Origin of the sequence: Heyndrickxia camelliae (assembly GCF_002844575.1) — a bacterium.
GTDB lineage: Bacteria > Bacillota > Bacilli > Bacillales > Bacillaceae_C > Margalitia > Margalitia camelliae.
This window is the reverse complement of sequence record NZ_PIQO01000007.1, coordinates 40,791-60,565: the sequence shown is the minus strand read 5'-3', so window position 1 is coordinate 60,565 and position 19,775 is coordinate 40,791. Positions and strand designations below refer to the sequence as shown.

The 19,775-nt window shown below is 37.1% G+C and carries 20 protein-coding genes and 1 riboswitch; of the genes, 11 read left to right on the top strand and 9 right to left on the bottom strand.

The window, feature by feature from the left end; genetic code table 11:
* Positions 1–116: 116 nt before the first annotated feature.
* From CWO92_RS11195 to floT, 9 genes are all read left to right on the top strand, one after another.
* Complete coding sequence (locus CWO92_RS11195; protein WP_101354294.1) at positions 117–761, top strand: class I SAM-dependent DNA methyltransferase; 645 nt, start codon at positions 117–119, stop codon at positions 759–761.
* Between the two features lie 5 nt (positions 762–766).
* Positions 767–1,237: an S-ribosylhomocysteine lyase gene (locus CWO92_RS11190; protein ID WP_101354293.1), complete on the top strand. Its 471-nt coding sequence runs from the start codon at positions 767–769 to the stop codon at positions 1,235–1,237.
* Between the two features lie 16 nt (positions 1,238–1,253).
* On the top strand, positions 1,254–2,171 hold the full coding sequence (locus CWO92_RS11185; protein ID WP_101354292.1) for a PLP-dependent cysteine synthase family protein: 918 nt from the start codon (positions 1,254–1,256) through the stop codon (positions 2,169–2,171).
* 90 nt (positions 2,172–2,261) lie between these two features.
* Positions 2,262–3,392, top strand: a complete 1,131-nt coding sequence (locus tag CWO92_RS11180) for a bifunctional cystathionine gamma-lyase/homocysteine desulfhydrase (protein WP_101354291.1) — start codon at positions 2,262–2,264, stop codon at positions 3,390–3,392.
* 67 nt (positions 3,393–3,459) lie between these two features.
* Positions 3,460–3,507, top strand: a riboswitch (PreQ1 riboswitch).
* Between the two features lie 112 nt (positions 3,508–3,619).
* Positions 3,620–4,120 (top strand): preQ(1) synthase, encoded by a 501-nt coding sequence (queF, locus tag CWO92_RS11175; protein WP_101354290.1) that lies wholly within the window; start codon positions 3,620–3,622, stop codon positions 4,118–4,120.
* Position 4,121: 1 nt separating this feature from the next.
* Positions 4,122–4,751, top strand: coding sequence for a queuosine precursor transporter (locus CWO92_RS11170; protein WP_101354289.1), 630 nt, complete (start codon positions 4,122–4,124; stop codon positions 4,749–4,751).
* Between the two features lie 385 nt (positions 4,752–5,136).
* Positions 5,137–5,850, top strand: coding sequence for an LbetaH domain-containing protein (locus CWO92_RS11165; RefSeq protein WP_101354288.1), 714 nt, complete (start codon positions 5,137–5,139; stop codon positions 5,848–5,850).
* 160 nt (positions 5,851–6,010) lie between these two features.
* Positions 6,011–6,553 (top strand): NfeD family membrane protein, encoded by a 543-nt coding sequence (locus CWO92_RS11160; RefSeq protein WP_165786672.1) that lies wholly within the window; start codon positions 6,011–6,013, stop codon positions 6,551–6,553.
* A 33-nt stretch (positions 6,554–6,586) separates the two neighbouring features.
* Positions 6,587–8,116 (top strand): flotillin lipid rafts scaffold protein FloT, encoded by a 1,530-nt coding sequence (floT, locus tag CWO92_RS11155; protein ID WP_233269778.1) that lies wholly within the window; start codon positions 6,587–6,589, stop codon positions 8,114–8,116.
* Positions 8,117–8,148: 32 nt separating this feature from the next.
* Here the strand turns inward: floT and CWO92_RS11150 are convergent, their stop codons facing one another.
* From CWO92_RS11150 to CWO92_RS11130, 5 genes are all read right to left on the bottom strand, one after another.
* On the bottom strand, positions 8,149–8,376 hold the full coding sequence (locus CWO92_RS11150; protein ID WP_101354285.1) for a hypothetical protein: 228 nt from the start codon (positions 8,374–8,376) through the stop codon (positions 8,149–8,151).
* 271 nt (positions 8,377–8,647) lie between these two features.
* Positions 8,648–9,655 carry a rod-share determining protein MreBH gene (gene mreBH / locus CWO92_RS11145; RefSeq protein ID WP_101354284.1) on the bottom strand — a complete coding sequence of 336 codons (1,008 nt, stop codon included), beginning with the start codon at positions 9,653–9,655 and terminating at the stop codon, positions 8,648–8,650.
* A 389-nt stretch (positions 9,656–10,044) separates the two neighbouring features.
* Positions 10,045–10,881 (bottom strand): TIGR03943 family putative permease subunit, encoded by an 837-nt coding sequence (locus CWO92_RS11140; RefSeq protein WP_101354283.1) that lies wholly within the window; start codon positions 10,879–10,881, stop codon positions 10,045–10,047.
* Between the two features lie 105 nt (positions 10,882–10,986).
* Positions 10,987–11,871 carry a permease gene (locus CWO92_RS11135; RefSeq protein ID WP_101354282.1) on the bottom strand — a complete coding sequence of 295 codons (885 nt, stop codon included), beginning with the start codon at positions 11,869–11,871 and terminating at the stop codon, positions 10,987–10,989.
* 231 nt (positions 11,872–12,102) lie between these two features.
* Positions 12,103–12,615: an acyl-CoA thioesterase gene (locus CWO92_RS11130; RefSeq protein WP_101354281.1), complete on the bottom strand. Its 513-nt coding sequence runs from the start codon at positions 12,613–12,615 to the stop codon at positions 12,103–12,105.
* Positions 12,616–12,937: 322 nt separating this feature from the next.
* Between CWO92_RS11130 and hutH the strand changes: the two genes are divergently transcribed.
* On the top strand, positions 12,938–14,458 hold the full coding sequence (gene hutH / locus CWO92_RS11125) for a histidine ammonia-lyase (RefSeq protein WP_437177541.1): 1,521 nt from the start codon (positions 12,938–12,940) through the stop codon (positions 14,456–14,458).
* Between the two features lie 142 nt (positions 14,459–14,600).
* Here hutH and CWO92_RS11120 read toward each other — a convergent pair whose 3' ends face one another.
* The 3 genes from CWO92_RS11120 to CWO92_RS11110 all read right to left on the bottom strand — a co-directional run bounded on the left by CWO92_RS11120 (position 14,601) and on the right by CWO92_RS11110 (position 18,243).
* Positions 14,601–15,380: a TraR/DksA C4-type zinc finger protein gene (locus tag CWO92_RS11120; protein ID WP_101354405.1), complete on the bottom strand. Its 780-nt coding sequence runs from the start codon at positions 15,378–15,380 to the stop codon at positions 14,601–14,603.
* 174 nt (positions 15,381–15,554) lie between these two features.
* Positions 15,555–16,826, bottom strand: coding sequence for an MDR family MFS transporter (locus CWO92_RS11115; RefSeq protein WP_101354279.1), 1,272 nt, complete (start codon positions 16,824–16,826; stop codon positions 15,555–15,557).
* 181 nt (positions 16,827–17,007) lie between these two features.
* Positions 17,008–18,243: an aminopeptidase gene (locus CWO92_RS11110; protein WP_101354278.1), complete on the bottom strand. Its 1,236-nt coding sequence runs from the start codon at positions 18,241–18,243 to the stop codon at positions 17,008–17,010.
* 140 nt (positions 18,244–18,383) lie between these two features.
* Here CWO92_RS11110 and CWO92_RS11105 point away from each other — a divergent pair, with 140 nt between their 5' ends.
* Positions 18,384–18,740, top strand: a complete 357-nt coding sequence (locus CWO92_RS11105; RefSeq protein WP_165786671.1) for a DUF488 domain-containing protein — start codon at positions 18,384–18,386, stop codon at positions 18,738–18,740.
* 175 nt (positions 18,741–18,915) lie between these two features.
* On the opposite strand, the gene CWO92_RS11100 is transcribed toward CWO92_RS11105, so the two are convergent.
* Positions 18,916–19,353: an RrF2 family transcriptional regulator gene (locus CWO92_RS11100; protein ID WP_101354276.1), complete on the bottom strand. Its 438-nt coding sequence runs from the start codon at positions 19,351–19,353 to the stop codon at positions 18,916–18,918.
* Positions 19,354–19,775 lie beyond the last annotated feature (422 nt).

The window sequence follows — 19,775 nt, the reverse complement described above, 5'->3', positions numbered from 1 at the left end:
GCTAAAAAACACCCTGATTGGGTGTTTTTGTTTTGGCAAATTTTCATCGTTGCACTTTTATGTAATCCATGCTAAAGTTAATTCTGAGTTATTTTATAGGAAATGAGGGAATTGAAATGGGCAGAGAATTTAATGATCTTTTTAATGAATGGTCCCATTCCTATGATCAAACAGTTACAGGACATGACCCAGAATATGAAGAAGTTTTTATAGATTATGAAAAAATACTTACTACAGTAGCTAAAAAATCAAAAGGAACAGTTTTAGAATTTGGCGTTGGTACTGGAAATCTAACAGCGATTCTTAACGAAAAAGGATTAAATGTTTTCGGAATAGAACCGTCAGAAGGGATGCGTTCCATTGCCAAACAAAAGCTAAAAAACATTACCATTTTGGATGGAGACTTTATAGATTTTCCAAAAATAGATGTTCCCATTGATACGATTGTTAGTACCTATGCCTTCCATCATTTAACGGACGAAGAAAAAGAAATAGCCATTAAAAAGTACAGTAATTTATTACATGAAGGTGGCCGCATCATATTTGCGGATACAGTATTCCCAACAGAGGAAGCAAAGCAAGAAAAAATCCAGGAATCTTTAGACAGGAATTTTCATAGACTTGCAGAAGATTTACAGCGGGAGTATTATACTACCATTCCTGTGTTACAACATATTTTTGATCAATATGGATTTACCGTAAACTTTACAAAACTAAATCCATTTGTTTGGTTAATTGAAGCACAAAAAGAGAGGAGATAAAAATCATGACAACACAAAAGAAAATGAATGTAGAAAGCTTTAATTTAGATCATACGAAAGTGAAAGCACCATTTGTGCGTTTAGCAGGTGTAAAAGAAGGGGTCAACGGAGATGTTATTCATAAATATGACATCCGTTTTTGCCAGCCAAATAAAGAGCATATGGAAATGCCTGATTTGCATTCCTTAGAGCACATGATGGCAGAATTTAGCCGCAATCACACTGATAAAATTGTCGATATTAGTCCGATGGGCTGCCAAACCGGTTTTTATTTATCTGTCATCAATCACGATGATTATGAAGCTGTGCTAGACATACTTGAAAAAACATTAAATGATGTTCTTACTGCTACAGAAGTACCTGCTTGTAATGAAGTGCAATGTGGATGGGCTGCCAGCCATAGTCTAGAAGGTGCACAAGAAATTGCAAGAAAAATGCTTGCGAAGAGAAATGAATGGAAAGAGATCTTTGCATAAAAAAGAGGTTTTTAAGATGAAGTACGCTCGAAATGTACATGAATTAATAGGCAATACCCCGTTGGTGGAGATAACAAATTTCACATTGCCAGAAGGTGTACGTTTATTTGCAAAACTCGAATACTTTAATCCTGGCGGAAGTGTGAAGGATCGTTTAGGACAGTATTTGTTGAAAAGAGCTTTTGCGGAAGGCAAGCTGAAAAAAGATGGGACAATCATTGAACCGACAGCTGGAAATACAGGAATAGGGCTTGCGCTTGCGGCTATTCAATTTGGTGTTCAGGCAGTATTTGTTGTTCCGGAAAAATTCAGCTTAGAGAAACAAACTTTAATGAGAGCGCTTGGTGCCAAAGTGGTCAATACCCCGACTGAATTGGGAATGGAAGGTGCCATTGCTAAAGCGAAGGAATTATTAGAAACAATTCCAGGTGCTTTTTATCCAGGTCAATTTCAAAACAGTGCAAATCCTGATACGTATTATGAAAGCCTTGGACCGGAAATATATGAAGCACTAGATGGAAATGTTCATGTTTTTGTAGCGGGAGCAGGCTCTGGAGGAACTTTTATGGGAACATCCCGTTACTTAAAAGAAAAGCTTCCAAATGTGAAGACCGTTATTGTGGAGCCTGAGGGCTCGATTTTGAATGGGGGAAAGGCAGGCTCACATCGAACAGAAGGTATCGGAATGGAATTTTTACCACCGTTTATAGATAAAACATACTTTGATGCGATTCATACCATTCCGGATGAAGCAGCATTTACTCGTCTGGCTGAACTGGCAAAACTGGAAGGTCTGCTTGTAGGCAGTTCTTCGGGCGCCGCAATGGAAGCGGCCTTGCGTGAGGCAGAGAATGCGAAATCAGGAACAAATATAGTAACTATTTTTCCAGATAGCAGTGAGCGTTACATTAGCAGCAAAATTTATGAAGGCTGATTTTGTATAAATGATGTCCTTCTTAGGAAATATCGTTATAACGAGTAACTACAGTGTATAAAAAGAGCCTATATGAAAGTGGGAATGAACATGAGGAAAAAAACGAAATTTATTCATGGTGGAATTAGTCGTGATCCTTATACCGGCGCTGTTTCCACACCTATATATCAAGTAAGTACCTACAAGCAAGATGGAGTAGGTAATTTTAAATACGAATATTCTAGAACAGGAAATCCTACACGTGAAGCATTAGAGAAGCTTATTGCCGACATTGAAGATGGTAAGCGTGGCTTTGCATTTGGTTCAGGGATGGCTGCTATTACTGCGGTTATCCAATTATTTTCTGCTGGCGACCATATCATTGCCACAGATGATGTGTACGGTGGAACATTCCGCGTTATGACAAAGGTTTTAAATCGCTTTAATCTTGAGGTATCTTTTGTAGACACCAGTGATTTAGAAGCGGTGAAAAATGCAATCAAACCAAATACAAAAGCGATCTACGTCGAAACACCAACAAATCCATTATTGAAAATTACCGATATTAGAGCGGTAAGTGAGATTGCTAAAGGACATGATCTTAAGCTTATTGTGGATAATACATTTAGTACTCCATATTGGCAAAATCCGCTTGCACTTGGGGCAGATATAGTGCTTCATAGCGCTACCAAATATTTGGGTGGACACAGTGATGTTGTAGCTGGATTAGTTGTCGTGAATGACGATAAATTAGGCGAAGATGTTCATTTTATTCAAAACTCTACAGGGGGCATCTTAGGACCTCAAGATAGTTGGTTGTTAATCCGTGGAATTAAGACTTTAGGTGTGCGGATGGAAGAAATTGAAGAAAATACAAAGAAGGTTGTCGACTTTTTGTTAGAACATAAAAATGTGCAAAAAGTTTATTACCCTGGTCTTGTAAATCATCCTGGCCATGACATCCACAGCGAACAATCAGAAGGTTTCGGAGGAATGATCTCCTTTACGGTTGAATCAGAAGCGAAAGCTCTTGATGTTCTGAAAAAGGTTAAATACTTTACTCTTGCAGAAAGTTTAGGAGCAGTGGAAAGCTTAATATCTATTCCTGCCTTAATGACACATGCTTCTATTCCGAAAGAACGCCGTCATGAATTAGGAATTGAAGATGGACTTATCCGCATTTCTGTTGGGATAGAGGATATAGAGGATCTTCTTCAGGATTTAGAGAACGCTCTTTCCTAAAAATATCCAGTTGACAGATTTTAAAGAATTTATTAATCTATTAATGTTCAATTAAATACCCGTACATGCGGGAGAGGTTCATAGCACAAAACCCTCTATAAAAAACTATGGATACATGTTGAAATAACAGCCATGTCCATAACGGACGTGGCTTTTTTTATCCAATTGAAATGCTATGAAACTACCCTCTCTTAAATGTCACGGTACATATTAAGGAGGATTTTTTTATGTCAGGAAGAACACAAGAAGAAGGATTAAAGGATTTAACCTTGTTGGGGAATCAAGGAACCAAGTACAAATTTGAGTACGCACCCGAAATTTTAGAATCTGTAGATAATTTACATTCGAATCGGGATTATTTTGTTAAATTCAATTGTCCTGAATTCACATCGTTGTGTCCAATTACTAGCCAGCCAGACTATGCAACTATGTACATCAGCTACATCCCTGATAAAAAGATTGTCGAGAGCAAATCATTAAAGCTGTATTTATTTAGCTTTAGAAACCATGGAGATTTCCATGAGGATTGTGTCAACATAATAATGAATGACTTAATCCAACTTTTAGATCCCCGTTATATTGAAGTATGGGGCAAATTTACGCCTCGTGGCGGTATATCCATTGATCCTTATTGCAATTATGGAAAACCTGGAACGAAGTATGAGGAAATGGCTAATTTCCGTTTAATGAATCATGATTTATACCCTGAGAAAGTGGATAACCGATAATATGTTGTTATATTTAAACGGCTTGTTTGTCGGATTGTTAATTTTAGCGAATATCGTAGCGGTGAAGCTGTTCAGCATTGGTCACTGGGCAGTTCTGCCTGCTGCAGCCATTATTTATATTTTTACGTATCCAATAGTAGATGTCATTGTAGAGGTTTACGGTAAGGAAACAGGTAGAAGGACTGTGCAAGCGGGTCTTATTACACAATTACTTGCTTTAATCTTTATTTTTATTACGATTCAATTGCCGGCTGCACCTGTTTTCGGTCATCAATCAGAATTTAAAACGATTCTAGGTGGAAGCTTCCGAGTGATTATTGCAAGCCTTGTGTCATATGCAGTAAGTCAAAACCTGGATGTCTATGTATTTAACAAATTAAAGAAAAAGCATGGGACGAAAAAATTATGGCTAAGAAACAATGCTTCCACTATGTTAAGTCAGCTTGTGGATACAGCCATTTTTATATCGATTGCGTTTGGAGGAACGATGCCGATAGTTGCACTAATGGTACTCATTCTAACGCAATATGTATGTAAATTTTGCGCTTCCATAGTGGCAACACCAATTGTTTATTTATTGGTTGGATTAGCCCGGAAGACAGAAGCGAAGAATAGTTCATTGTTGTCTTAAGGTAGAGGCACAAGGCGGTCGGTACATCCGTTATTTTCATAGAATGAACTCTATTTATGGGTTTAGAGGGCACAGGGTTCGATATTTATAAAAAAATATAGGAAAATCACTGCTTTTATACAAAATATCGCTATCCTTGTCCTCTAGTTGTTAGAATTAAATTTACCGGACGCGAGTTTCTTTATTCCAGAGAAAAACTTTTATTTTCAAGCTTGAGTACGCATATCCCGCTTTATCTTGATGATTAGCTGGTCCGTAGAAATTAGAATAAAGTCCACGGAGCGGGTGTAGGTGAGCTAAAAAACAAGGTTTGTTGCGAATATTTTTATTCCCCCATGAATACCCATGTATTGATACAATTTTATGAGATGGGGAGGTACTTCATATGCAATACTATCAAGGCTACCCATATTATCCATATTCTCCTGCCATGAGGCCGCAGCAGCCTAATGCAGGGGCTGAAGATCTTCAATATAAACAAACTGGCATCTATCCACAAAGACAAATTCTTTCATTTAATCCTCCAATTGAAGAAAATCCAAATTCAGAGTACCCGAAGGTTAGTGCTAAAGCTGTGGTGGGCCCGAATTCATATATATTTGGAGATGTACTTGTAGAAGAAGATGTAATTATTGGCTGGAATAATTTAATACGTGCTGATTCCGCTGGCCCATTTTACATCGGTAAAAAGACAAATATTCAAGACTTTGTTGTTATCCACTGTCATCCAAACCAGCATGTTGTTGTAAAAGGCAAAAAATATGGTGTATATATTGGGGATGAAGTAAGTATTTTGCATCATGCCCAACCGCATGGTCCCTTATTTATAGGTAGGAATACTTTTATTGGGGAAGGAGTATCTATCTATGGTGCGAACATAGGTAAAAATTGCGTGATTATGCACGGAGCAACTGTAACAAATGATGTCAAAATCGCGGATGGACGTTTTATAGAACCAGGTAAAGCAGTATGGAAACAGGAACAAGCAGATGCCTTACCTCCTGTCCCGGAAAAATTTAAAGGCTTAAACCAAGAGATTGTCGATCACTACTATCGTTTAGGTAAATCTTATCGGAAAAATACACAATATTTTATATAGACTGCCTATTCCTTAGGCAGAATTTTTTTTGCAGTAGCTATTTTGTAAATCTTTTTAAAATTATATGAAACCAATGATCTAGTTGTAACGTAAATGTAGGTAGGAACAGGGAGAGAGCTAGAAAAAGAATATATAAGTTCAATCTGAAGGAATGATGAGGATGACGATATTCGGAACATCAATTGAGACTATTTACTTAGTTCTATTAATTGTATCAGGTGTCTTAACCATTCTTTATATTTTTTTCGGTGACGTACTGCATGGTGTTGGAGAAGCGATAAACTTTTTACACCCTACTTTAGTACTGTCATTCATCACATTTTTTTCTGCGAGCGGATATATATTCGAGCTTGTAACGTCTTTATCAAGCGCATTGATTATTGCTATATCTGCTATTATCGCGCTCATTCTCGACACATTGCTAAATTTGTTTGTCCTTATTCCACTTTCCTCAGCGGAGGAATCTCTTGCCTATACGGAGGAATCATTGAAGGGGAGAATCGGTAAGACGATTATATCTATTCCTCAAGACGGTTTTGGCGAAGTCGTTATTGAAAGTAAAAGTGGAACGATTGCCAAACCGGCTGCCAGCGTGAAGAATATTCCAATCGTTGAAGGCACACAGGTTCTGGTCATTGAGGTGAAAGATGGAGTACTTTATGTAGTTTCATATGAAAATAATCAACTACATTATGAAGAATAAGAGATTGGGGGAAAAGGTATGTTTGAATCAGGAATGATTGGAATTTGGATTGTGGTTGCTATTGTTGTCTTCTTATTAATTGCTTTAATTGCTGTCTTTATTTCGAAGTATCGCACAGCAAGTCCAGATGAGGCATTAATTGTTACAGGAAGCTATCTTGGCGGTAAAAATGTCCATGTGGATGAATCGGGAAATAAAATTAAAATTATTCGCGGCGGTGGTACATTCGTGCTACCCGTATTTCAACAATCTCAGCCGTTAAGTTTATTATCGAGCAAATTAGAAGTTACGACTCCGGAAGTGTACACAGAACAAGGAGTACCGGTAATGGCTGATGGAACGGCAATTATAAAAATTGGCGGATCCATTGGAGAGATTGCAACAGCGGCAGAACAATTTTTAGGAAAAACAAAACAAGATCGTGAAAATGAGGCGAAGGAAGTACTAGAGGGGCATTTACGTTCGATTCTTGGATCGATGACAGTAGAAGAAATTTATAAAAATAGAGATAAGTTTTCGCAAGAAGTACAGCGTGTTGCTTCACAGGATTTAGCGAAAATGGGGTTAGTGATTGTTTCTTTTACCATTAAAGAAGTGAAAGATAAAAATGGATACTTAGATTCGCTAGGAAAACCGCGAATTGCCCAAGTAAAGAGGGATGCTGATATTGCAACTGCCGAAGCCGAGAAGGAAACGAGAATTAAGCGTGCAGAAGCTGCAAAAGAAGCGAAAAAAGCAGAATTAGAAAGATCGACGGAAATTGCAGAAGCGGAAAAAGTAAACCAATTGAAAATTGCAGAATACCGTCGTGAACAAGATATTGCCAGGGCACGTGCGGACCAAGCATATGATTTGGAAACAGCTCGTTCCAAACAGGATGTAACGGAACAAGAAATGCAAATTAAGATCATTGAACGCCAAAAGCAAATAGAGCTAGAAGAGAAAGAAATTCTTCGCCGTGAGCGTCAATATGACTCAGAGGTAAAGAAAAAAGCAGATGCAGACCGTTATGCTGTGGAGCAAGCGGCAGTGGCAAATAAAGCGAAAGAAATGGCAGAAGCGGATGCAAATAAATATCGCATTGAAGCGATGGCAAAAGCAGAAGCCGAAAAAGTCCGTATCGATGGTTTGGCAAAAGCAGAAGCCCAAAGAGCACAAGGGGAGTCGGAAGCAGAAATTATCCGTTTAAAAGGTCTTGCAGAAGCAGAGGCAAAGAGAAAGATTGCCGAAGCATTCGAGCAATTTGGTCAGGCAGCCGTTATGGATATGATCTTAAAAATGCTTCCTGAATATGCAAAACAAGTTGCAAGCCCACTTAGCAATATAGATAAGATTACCGTTGTCGATACCGGCGGTGGCAGCGGTGAAGGCGGAGCCAATAAAGTAACAGGCTATGCGACTAGCTTAATGTCCAGTCTTCAAGAATCGCTTAAAGCGTCTTCTGGTATCGATGTAAAAGAGCTATTAGAAAACTTATCCGGAAAATATAATGTTCGCGGAAGCATTGAACATCTAGCAGATACAATCTCAGATTTTAAAAAAGAAAAAACAGAACAAAAATAAGGAGAGAGGGAGCGTGTGATCGCTCCCTTTTTTTATACCTTCTGTTCATAAATCTTTAGATACATCCAAAAATAGTAGCGAAACTCATCAAATAATAAACGGTCATAGTCTGTGAAATCAAAGGTGTCAAAAAAGTTCTCTAAAGTATAGCGATCAACATCGTCCAGCAAACCTGAAATTTCAATTGCAGTTTTCATAGTTTTGTAATAGTGTTGATATCCATATTCATCAAAAGTATCCTCAATTTCATGAATTAACACATGTCTCACCTAACTTTATGATTATATAGATATCATCATTCACGAATGGAAGAAAAATAATTCATTATTTATGTTACATTTTCAGAGAAACTAGAAGAAAATCATTTGAGAATGTAAAGACAACAGACTGAAATGACTTTTCAACGGACCCAATGGTTTACTGAAAGGACCGAAAAAGACCTCGAATAGACCGGAATAGTGCTAAATACTTAATGCGGTTATTTACGTATACTAAAAAAAGAGCTTTCATAAGCTCTTTTTTTAGAATGATTTACTTCGCAACAGGCTGCATACGATTAATAAACTTCAACGATTTTCCAGTACCAACGACAACAGACTCCAATGGATTTGGTGCTAAGTGAACGGGAACGATAATGCTTTTAGATAGCCAATCTTGCATACCGTTAAGCAAGGAGCCGCCACCTGTTAAAATAACCCCGCGATCCACAATGTCCCCACTCAATTCAGCAGGACAATTTTCGAGAGTTGCCCGAATGGATTCTAGAATTTTTAATAGAGATTCACGCATAGAGTTTTGAATTTCAGTTGATTTTAATATGACTGTTTTTGGCAATCCTGATACTAGGTCACGCCCGCGAACTTCCATAGAGATTTCATCATGATCGACTAACGCATAACCAATTTCCATTTTGATTTGTTCAGCAGTACGCTCCCCAATTAATAGGTTATAAGTTTTACGGACATGTTGAATGATATCCTCATCCATTTTATCCCCGCCTATGCGAATGGTGTTGCTTGTAACTACTCCCCCATAGGAAATGATGGCAACTTCGGTCGTACCACCGCCGATGTCGACAATTACATTGGCAACAGGCTCATCAACCGGTAAGTCAGCTCCAATGGCTGCAGCAACTGGCTCTTCAATTAAGTGAACATTTTTGGCACCGCTATTTTTTACCGCATCTTGAATGGCTCTTCTTTCCACAGATGTTGCCCCAGATGGTGCACAAACAATTACATTTGGCTTTCTAACTGCAATTCCAAGCTGTTTACTTATTTTTTTCATTATTTGTCGCAGCATTTCGGTAGTGATGTCGAAATCAGCAATTACTCCATCTTTTAGAGGGCGGATAGCAGCAATTTTTTCCGGAGTCTTTCCAATCATATTTTTTGCTTCTAATCCTATTGCGACAATTTTTTTTGTTTCCGTATTAATGGCAACGACAGAAGGCTCATTTAAAATAACTCCTTTACTTTTACTATACACAAGAGTATTTGCTGTACCTAAATCAATTCCAATATCAGCATTTGAAAACATAACGGGTTCACCTTTTCCTTTAAAAATATAGTGAGTTTTAGTAATAGATTTTAGATAAAGTCATTGTCATTGTTGAACAGTGACGAAAGTCTGCAATATTTGTCATTACATATAAATCTTAGTTTAGTATAGTTGATTTATGAGGGTGATGAGGCAGACAATTTATACCATACAGTAAATATTACAAATGGAAATAATATGAAAAGAGTCCGGCAGCGCAACAACCAAGAAGCATTGAGCGATATTAGCAGATCTCATAAAGCTTTTAGTGTCATCCAATCTTAAATGTTTTGTAAAAATGTAATAGGGTATACATGATAGGTGTATACCCTATAGTTAAAATATATTAACTTCTAGTAGAATTTAATCCTATTTTTTGTTTCAACTACTTAATAGTTCCGATAAACATATTGGTCTTTTGGAACAGGAATTTGCTCTACTTTTTCCACCTTTAACACCGGAATGGTTTTCTTAAATGGCTGATAATATTCTGATGTTAAAGTACCTGTGACTTGAAGCCAGTCATCGTTGTCGTAGTGAACATTTTTGGGAAATTCCACTAACATACCGAAAACGCCAGAGTCCGCAACACAATGGATAATTCCAAACCGGAAGATAAACAATTGATTTGGCGCTATATCTTTTTCATTATAGGCAAAACCTCGGAATGATATCGTTTTTCCCTCGAAATCTCCTGGGAAACGATAGATTGTCTCCATTCCTTGCAGCCAATTCTCATCACTTAGGGCAACATTATTGCCGAATTTACTAAACTTTTTCTTAGATTTGCTCATCAATTCGTCGTAGCCATCTGTTCCGTAATAGACGCTGGAATCAGGCTGCAAAAATTCGTGAATGGCTGAAGTATCCTTATCGTTATACACATTAAAATTAAAACCCTTTGCTTTTACAATATTAGAATCTAGCGTAGCAACGGGCAGACATAATACTGAAAAGATAGGAAAGATGAGAATCGGCAGCATTATATAATCTTTCCACGTTTTCTGATGGTGGTGGTGATGCTCACATCCATCTTCACATGCATCCGTTTCCTTGTCTCCTTTAATGTAAAAATACAGCTGAACAATGGTAAGGAAAAAAAGTACGAAAATAGTAATAAATGAAATATACGAGTATTTCATATTAATATACTTGCTTATAGAGCCGGTCGCATGCAAATGTAAAAAGAGAAACGAGAAACCAAGTAAAATAAAAAATCTTATCATGCTTCAGCATTTCCTTTCTAAATAAAAATTTTGAAAAAGGGGGAATAACTACAAGAGCTGTCCAGCTACAGCGCCTATCAGTTGAGTAAGGCGCCGTAGCTTTTCTTATGAAAATTGTGCTATTACCATTGATCCTAAAAATACGAATACCGCAACATATATAAATAGATATAAAATAAATTTAGGTTTAAATGCCTGCAACATCATCAATGTATTTTTAATATCAAACATTGCACCGAAGACGAGGAACGCAACGATGGAACTGATTGAAAATGTACTTTGAAAGGATGAAGCCACAAAAGCATCTGCTTCTGAACAGATAGATAACACATATCCAAGACCCATCATCACAAGATGTGAAGAAAAAGGTCCATGTCCAATGGATGTTAAGGTGGATGTTTTTACATATGTTTGCATAGCAGCAGCGATTAGAGCACCGATGATCAAAAACTTTCCAACAGAAAAGAACTCATCGATAGTATGCTGAATGGTTCCTTTAATTTTACCTTTGATACCACTTCCATGGTGATGATGATCATGAGAAGCAGATTCTCTTAACTGCGATGTTTTAAATTGATAAGAGATGATGAGCCCAACAATAAGAGAAACAACAAAGGAAAGTCCGCCGCGATAAAAGACCATTCTCCAACTGTTTCCGAAGGCGATATAAGTGGAGAATAATACAATCGGATTAATAATTGGTCCCGTTAACATGAAGCTTATAGCAGCATGCAGTGGTACACCTTTTGCCATCAAACGTCTGGATATCGGAACAATTCCGCATTCACATGCTGGAAAAAGCGCGCCCATAACCGTTGCCACTAGTACGGCTAAGAAGCGATTTTTCGGTAATATTTTCGATATCATTTCTTCAGTGACAAACATTTGAATAATTCCCGAAACAAGAACCCCTAGTAACACAAATGGCAAGGATTCTATTAAAATACTAATAAAGATGGTATTCATTTGTAAAAAGGATTGACTCGTCATTGCTTCGTCTCCTTTAATATATACTCGCGTTAATAGGATTAGCTAAGAATGTATAGTGGAATGCACGTGTGATGGTTCTTTAAGTGCTCCCACTTTCTATTAAAATGCTAATCTGTATTATAGACCACATTCGACCCTTTGCCAAACGAATTACCTAAAATAAGGAAATGGAAGTTATTTGATAAAAAAGAACTCCACAACTAACATGTGGAGTTCTTTACTGTCGTGACCTTATTTTACTTTTTGAAAAAAGTTTGCTAAATCTTCACTTTCCTTTTTCCTTACTTTACGGTGTTCTGCTCTTTTTATAGCTGTTTCATTTAACCATTTTTCTTCGTCTGTTTCAGGAATCACAGCAGGAATTTTTGTGGGCTTTCCATTTTCATCTAAAGCCACAAACGTTAGGAATGAAAGGGCAGCAATAGATCTTTCCCTTGTTAATGGATTTTCTGAAGTAATTTTCAAAAAGATTTCCATCGAACTTTTGCCTGTATAAGAAACCATTGCTTCGATTGTGACAACGTCCCCAACACGTATAGGTCTGATAAAATCTACAGAGTCTGTAGAAGCTGTAACAACCGGACCTCTTGCTAATTTTGTTGCAGCAATAGAAGCAGTTTCATCTATATATGCCATTAATTTTCCTCCAAATAATGTTCCATGATGGTTGGTATCAGGAGGAAAAACCTGTCTCATTTGAATGGTTAAAGTTTCTCGCATAGGAATTGATTGTCGTTCATTCATTTCAGTCACTCCATTTGTTAAGTTAATGTTAGTATGTACAGAGTTAGTTACTTTATCATTTTTTTAAAATCTTCTTTCCTATTTTAACACAGTAATAATATAACTTGTTAAAATATGGAACATTTTTAATTGACAAAATACTTATCTTACGCTTATTCTGTTAGTAAGAAATGAAAACAAACATAAAAAGGTGAGTACCTATGAGAATACACTTCAAATTAAACAAGGAAGTAATAAAAGGCTTGATCACAAACTAACCAATTGTGATCAAGCCTTTTTTCTTTAGCGTGCTACTATATCAAATGAAAAGAGGTTGTTAGAAGTGGAACTAACAGGAAATACATTAACGCTGAAATCTGTAAATGAGGTTTTATATAATAAGGAATTTGTAATTGCCTCAAATGAAAGTATGGAAAGAGTGCAAAAAAGCCATGAGGCCGTAAAAAAAATTGTAGAGCAAAAAAGAGTTGTGTATGGAATTACTACAGGATTTGGGAAATTTAGCGACGTGTACATTGATGCTGAGAATGTGGAAGAGCTGCAATTAAACTTAATTCATTCCCATGCGTGCGGAGTTGGCGAACCCTTTCCAGAAGTGGTCTCCAGAGCGATGCTTTTACTTAGGGCAAATGCCTTATTAAAAGGTTTTTCCGGTGTGAGGCCAGTAGTTATTCATCGTCTGTTGGATTTATTGAATGCACATATTCACCCAGTCATTCCTCAGCAAGGTTCATTAGGAGCGAGTGGAGATTTAGCGCCGCTTTCCCATTTAGCCCTAGTCTTAATGGGAGAAGGAGAGGTTTACTATAAAGGTGAACGGACTAATACATGGAGCGCATTAGAAAAGGAAGGAATCCTTCCGATTACTTTACAAGCAAAAGAGGGCTTAGCTTTAATCAATGGTACTCAGGCCATGACAGCAATGGGAGTAGTTGCATTTTTAGAAGCAGAAAAATTGGCAATGCAAAGTGAGTTAATTGCATCCATCACTATGGAAGCATTACAAGGAATTATCGATGCATTCGATGAGGATGTTCATCAAGCTCGCGGCTATTATCAGCAAGTAGATGTGGCAAGACGAATACGCAAATATTTAGCGGACAGCAGACTCACGACTAGACAAGGAGAGCTAAGGGTACAAGATGCTTATTCTTTGCGCTGTATTCCGCAAGTGCATGGTGCTTCATGGCAGGCATTGGATTATGTAAGGGAGAAACTTGAAATTGAAATGAATGCTACTACTGATAATCCACTAATTTTTAATGACGGGGAAAAAGTAATTTCAGGCGGAAACTTTCATGGTCAGCCAATTGCACTTGCCATGGATTTTATGAAGATTGCCGTTGCTGAATTAGCAAATATATCGGAAAGAAGGATTGAAAGATTGGTAAATCCGCAATTGAATGATTTGCCGGGTTTTTTAAGTCCGGAACCCGGGTTGCAATCAGGAGCAATGATTATGCAATATGCAGCGGCTTCGCTAGTTTCTGAAAATAAAACATTAGCTCATCCGGCCAGCGTGGATTCCATCCCATCTTCTGCAAATCAAGAGGATCACGTAAGTATGGGCACCATTGCTGCACGACATGCCTATCAAATTTTGCAAAATACTAGAAGGGTATTGGCAATCGAAATGATTTGCGCTATGCAGGGAGCAGAATACCGCGGAGTAGAAAAAATGGCACAGGCGACAAAAGGCTTTTATGATAAAGGACGTCAAATTGTACCAAGTATTAAAAAGGATCGAATTTTTTCCAAAGATATCGAGGCCATGGCAGCATGGTTAAAGGAATCGGAGGAATCCACTTTGATGGAAACAAAACAAGGTTCAAAAGTGCAGTAGGGTAAAAAAAGGTGCCATGTATGGCACCCTTTTTAGCTTGGGCAAGGTATTCAATGTATAATGTTCGGTTATTTAAACAGGCGAATTTAGGGATTAATCACCAAATACTGTAGTAGATTTATTTGAACCTAATCCCAACTTTTTAATGAAGTGGATCGCTATCGTCATTATCATCCTCAACATAAGGGTCATGCTCATATCTTGGAAGATCCCCAAAGGTCGTCATGATATTTTCCTCTTCTAGTACATCATTATACTTCTCATACTGCTCATTTCGGAAAATATACTGGTGTTTGCCCTCTATATCAGTTCCGACAAAATTTTCGAAGTCCTCCACATAACCAACATTTTCATCAGAATCAATATACATTTCATTGTAATGGTCAGGTGGATTTACGAAATCGGATGGCGACTCAGAGGTTCCCCACTTTGCAACATCTTGCCAAGAATCTTCTGCATCATATGCCACAGACTCATCTAATTTTTCATCAAAATTAAATTTTCCCCATGGGGGCATAAGTACGCCTTCTTCAATCGGACGATTGGTGGATACGGTTCGGTCTGGCGTATGATCGATGCAATATAGTGTCTGTGGAATAGCCTCCAAACGTTCAAGCGGAATTTCTTTACCACATTCCATACATTTTCCATAAGTACCATTTTGAATCGCGTCCAGTGCGCGTTCTATGTTTTTTAATTCATATTCACCATGTTCATTAAGAGCAATATCTTTTTCACGCTCATATAGTTCAGTTCCTTCATCACCAGGGTGATTATCGTAGCTCGATAATTCCCCTACCGATTCATGAGGATGGTCATTCTCGTTACCATAATTATCATTATTTTGAAACTGTTCTTCCAGTTCATCTTTTGCCTGCTGGAGCACAGATTGGAAGTGAGATAACTGTTCTGAAGTAAGGATAACAATCACTTCTTTCCTAATAAATTCTTCATCTGTCTGTATTATTTAACAAAACAAATGAAAACATGACTGTAAAAAAGTTCATAAAATAGGATTCGGTGCTTATCAAAAATGTAAGGAAATCTATGTCCCCTAAATTCATTACCATGAAAAAAGCCTAAATCCCAATAAGATTTAAGCTACTTTATCCTTCTGCATTTCAAACTTTTTAAATACTACTGAATAAATCCCTGCACTTAAGACCGCTAATAATCCTAATACGATAAATGTATTATAATATCCTATCCATGATGCGAGTGGGATGGAGATGGGAGCAATCGTTCGTCCAATGGTATAACGTAAACTTGCTGCTGCAAAATATTGTCCACGCATTTCTTCAGGAGCTAATTTAGAAATAAATGTTTGCTGGATGCCAGCTACCATTAATTCGGCAAATGAGAAAAGTGCCATAGCAATTATGAATCCCCAGATGAATGGGAACTGTCCGAATAAGTAAATAGAAATCGCATAGGTAAAACTGGATAAGATAAATACATATTTTTCCCTATATATAGTCATCCATCTTGTAACAAATACCGTTAACAACGCAACAAGTAATCCATTTTCCGATAAAATAAGTCCAAAAGTCTGCTCGCCAGTTATCGAGATATGGAAGGAACCTATATTAAATAATGCAGCATGATGGACTGCTTCTTTTGTAAAAACTGGAAGAAGAAGATCTAATTGCATGAAGGTTTGTGAAACCAAAATTCCTGCAATAATAAATAATAAAAAAATGCGATCTTTTATGATAATGCTATAGGAATGTAGTTGGGAAAGAATGACCCGATACCAATTTTTCTCTTTATTTTTATCTGAAACACTTGTATATGATGGAGAGGTTTCGCGTGTATATTTTAATAAAAGCAAACCTAAAAAAATGCATACTGCACCTGCTATTACTAGTAACTGAAAGCTATAGTTTGTAAAAAAGATACCTCCTATAATTGGACCAATGACAACGGAGATATTGGTAGACGTATAAAAGATCGCAAATACATCGCTGCGGTCTTTTTCCTTTACGACATCGGCTACCATCGCTTGACTTGCAGGGTAATAAAATGATCCAAAAACACTTGCAACGGTAAAGCAAATAAAGCTTATAGCAGCAGAATCAAACCAAGGAGAGTTGGAAACCCCAAAGATTAAGAAAGCAATTCCCTGTCCAATTGCAGAAAGAACCATCATTTTCTTTCTGCCGAAACGGTCTGCATAATAGCCGCCAAGTAAATTAGCAATAACGGAAAAAACTTGTGAAATAATTAAAAGCCATCCTGCGGTATTTTTGCCAAATGATTCTGTAAAATATATCGTCAAAAAAGGAAAGAACATCCAGAAAGTTAAATTCATCATGGACTCTCCAATGAGACGAATTTTCAAGTTTCGATCCCAATCACGTATTCTCATAGTTGTAACCTCTAATATCATTTACTAAGACAATATGATATACGATTCATTTTTGGAAAACAATAGAAAGATGTTAATATTGGTTATTGTCGTAATAAATAAAAAACTCCTACTGTAAATCAGTAGAAGTTTTTATCTCCGTCTTGTTCCGGCGCCTATCGGTTCAGATGAGCAATGTGTATCAAAATGCCCAATCACCATTACGGAAAATTGGTTCGGTTGAACCGTCCTCTTTTATTCCATCGATATTCATCTTTTCTGATCCTACCATGAAATCGACATGTGTAATGCTTTGATTTAAACCGTGGTTTTCAAGTTCTTCTTTGGACATTTGCTTTCCACCTTCAATACAGAATGCATAAGCACTTCCGATTGCGAAGTGGTTCGATGCATTTTCATCAAATAATGTATTGAAGAAAAGAATATTGGATTCTGATATAGGCGAATTATGTGGGACTAATGCCATTTCTCCTAAGTAATGAGATCCCTCGTCTGTTTCCACTAATTGTTTTAAGATTTCTTCCCCTTCTTTTGCCTTAACATCGACAATACGACCATTTTTAAAGGTAATCGTAAATTCATCGATAATATTACCGCCGTAGCTTAGAGGTTTTGTACTGGTAACATATCCTTCTACAGCATCCTTTTGAGGAACGGTAAATACTTCCTCAGTCGGCATATTTGCCATAAATTCATGGCCTTGTTCATTAATGCTGCCCGCACCGACCCATAGATGTCCTTCTGGAAGTCCAACCGTTAGGTCAGTACCAGGGGCTGTATAATGGAGTTTTTTATATCTTTTTTCATTTAAGTAATCTACTATTTTATGGAGTTTTTTATCATGTTCTTTCCATGCTTGCACAGGATCTTCTGTATCAACACGAGTAGCTTTAAAGATAGCATCCCAAAGCATTTTTACACTTTCTTCTGCTGATGGAGCTTGCGGGAATACTTTTTGTGCCCATGCTTTAGATGGAGCAGCAATAACCGTCCAGCTGACCTTATCAGATTGAGTATATTGACGATATTTTTCAAGCGCTTTTCCGGCCGCTTTTTGGAAATTGGCAATGCGTTCTGATTTTACACCCTTAAGTAAGTCAGGACTTGCAGAAACAATAGCCATAAAAGCAGCTCCATTTTCGGCAAGTTCTATTGTTTCCTGGGCACGCCATTTAGGGTATTCTGTAAAAGATTCATCTGGTGCAAGATCGTATTTTATCCGGGAAACAGCGTCATCGCTCCAATTCACAACAACATTTTTTGCGCCTACTTCATAGGCCTTTTTTACGACAAGGCGTACAAATTCTGCTGCTTCGATGGACGTATTGACGACTAACGTTTGGCCTTTTTGAACGTTTACGCCAACTTTAACTGCTAACTCGGCATATTTCTCAAGATTTTCTTGGAATTTAGTCATATATGTTTCTCCTTTTTCCTCTTTTCAGAATGTTCTATTCTATTTTAACAATCTCGTACCATGATAACAAGCAAGTTGAAGGTATTCTAAAAATGAATGATAATATGGGAATATAATCATAGAGGAAATAGGGGATAAATATGTTCAAAGTAAAAAGAATTTATGATGAGTATAGTGACGATGACGGGATACGGATACTGGTAGACAGACTATGGCCAAGGGGGATTTCAAAGGAAACGGCTAAATTGGATTACTGGTTCAAAAATGTGGCACCGAGCACGGAGCTAAGGAAATGGTTTCATCATGAACCAGAGAAGTTTCAAGAATTCACCTTGAAATATAGAAATGAATTGAATGAACATAATCCTATAGAAATACAGCAGCTTATAGAACTAGGCAAGGAGCATGTGGTGACCCTTTTGTATTCTGCAAAAGATGAGGAGCATAATCAGGCTTTTGTATTAATAGATTATTTACAAGAAAAACTGAAAAATTAAATAAGCTTCTTCTTAGTATACTTAATGAGCAGTCCATTTCATCGATGAATGTACTGCTCTTTTATTTGGATCAAGGATGGTGGCATTGTACATGGACATACAATAAACATAGAAAAAACCCGTCAGATAGCCTGAGCATTTTTCTATATATCTTACTTAAAACTAATAAAACAATTTACTTTGTACCTTCTTCAAATAATTGCCGATATATTAACGGGTTATGCACAATATCTGCTAATGTGTATCGGTCCAAAACCTCAAAATAAGCGGAAAGTGCTTTGCGAAGCATATGTTTTAGTCCACATATTGGAGTTAATACACATGCGCCGCCCTCGAAACATTCCACCATTTTAAAATCATCTTCTGTTTTGCGAATGATGGAGCCAATATTAATTTCATTTGGCGGATGGGCTAATCTAATTCCGCCGTTCCTTCCTCTGATGGTTTCAATTATCCCCATTTTGCCAAGCTCATGGGTAACTTTCATTAAATGATTTTTGGAAATCCCATATACTTCGGCAATCTCTTTAATATTAGAGAGCTTGGAGGGTTCTTGAGATGCTAAATATATTAAAACACGCAACGAATAGTCTGTGTAATTGGTTAATCTCATATATATCACCTGTTTATTTAAGGCTGTTTTCGTAATTTTAAATTTGCTGAATGAAAAAGCTCGTTAGACTTCTTTTACGCAGTGACAAAGCTTAAGAAAAGAGCCTTATTTAATGTTAATATTATATCTTTTTGTACACGTTAAGGAAACTTTAAAGTCTAGTCCTTTAGTAACCTTCTTAGAAATTCCTTGTCTAGCTACAGCACCTTTTGGCTAGCGGATTTTTCCGTCTTTCCTTCGATAAGTCAATATCATGTGAATTTGAAGTGCTAATACTAGCTCGGGAACTACTTTAACTTCAGTTGAATACTACAAAGTTGTGACAACTTATTAAAAGATGTATTTAAAATATTGCTTTTAAGTAATCAAGGGGGTAATTTATAAACGTAGATAAAAAATGTATTTAAAATATATCTTTTAAA

Coding starts and splice junctions, on each gene's coding strand:
- CWO92_RS11165 (WP_101354288.1), top strand. CDS start 5,137: ATGCAATACTATCAAGGCTACCCATATTATCCATATTCTCCTGCCATG.
- floT (WP_233269778.1), top strand. CDS start 6,587: ATGATTGGAATTTGGATTGTGGTTGCTATTGTTGTCTTCTTATTAATT.
- CWO92_RS11110 (WP_101354278.1), bottom strand. CDS start 18,243: ATGACTAAATTCCAAGAAAATCTTGAGAAATATGCCGAGTTAGCAGTT.
- CWO92_RS11190 (WP_101354293.1), top strand. CDS start 767: ATGACAACACAAAAGAAAATGAATGTAGAAAGCTTTAATTTAGATCAT.
- CWO92_RS11100 (WP_101354276.1), bottom strand. CDS start 19,353: ATGAGATTAACCAATTACACAGACTATTCGTTGCGTGTTTTAATATAT.
- CWO92_RS11115 (WP_101354279.1), bottom strand. CDS start 16,826: ATGAGAATACGTGATTGGGATCGAAACTTGAAAATTCGTCTCATTGGA.
- CWO92_RS11105 (WP_165786671.1), top strand. CDS start 18,384: ATGTTCAAAGTAAAAAGAATTTATGATGAGTATAGTGACGATGACGGG.
- CWO92_RS11140 (WP_101354283.1), bottom strand. CDS start 10,881: ATGATAAGATTTTTTATTTTACTTGGTTTCTCGTTTCTCTTTTTACAT.
- CWO92_RS11135 (WP_101354282.1), bottom strand. CDS start 11,871: ATGACGAGTCAATCCTTTTTACAAATGAATACCATCTTTATTAGTATT.
- CWO92_RS11180 (WP_101354291.1), top strand. CDS start 2,262: ATGAGGAAAAAAACGAAATTTATTCATGGTGGAATTAGTCGTGATCCT.
- CWO92_RS11185 (WP_101354292.1), top strand. CDS start 1,254: ATGAAGTACGCTCGAAATGTACATGAATTAATAGGCAATACCCCGTTG.
- CWO92_RS11170 (WP_101354289.1), top strand. CDS start 4,122: ATGTTGTTATATTTAAACGGCTTGTTTGTCGGATTGTTAATTTTAGCG.
- CWO92_RS11160 (WP_165786672.1), top strand. CDS start 6,011: ATGACGATATTCGGAACATCAATTGAGACTATTTACTTAGTTCTATTA.
- CWO92_RS11130 (WP_101354281.1), bottom strand. CDS start 12,615: ATGAATGAACGACAATCAATTCCTATGCGAGAAACTTTAACCATTCAA.
- queF (WP_101354290.1), top strand. CDS start 3,620: ATGTCAGGAAGAACACAAGAAGAAGGATTAAAGGATTTAACCTTGTTG.
- mreBH (WP_101354284.1), bottom strand. CDS start 9,655: ATGTTTTCAAATGCTGATATTGGAATTGATTTAGGTACAGCAAATACT.
- CWO92_RS11195 (WP_101354294.1), top strand. CDS start 117: ATGGGCAGAGAATTTAATGATCTTTTTAATGAATGGTCCCATTCCTAT.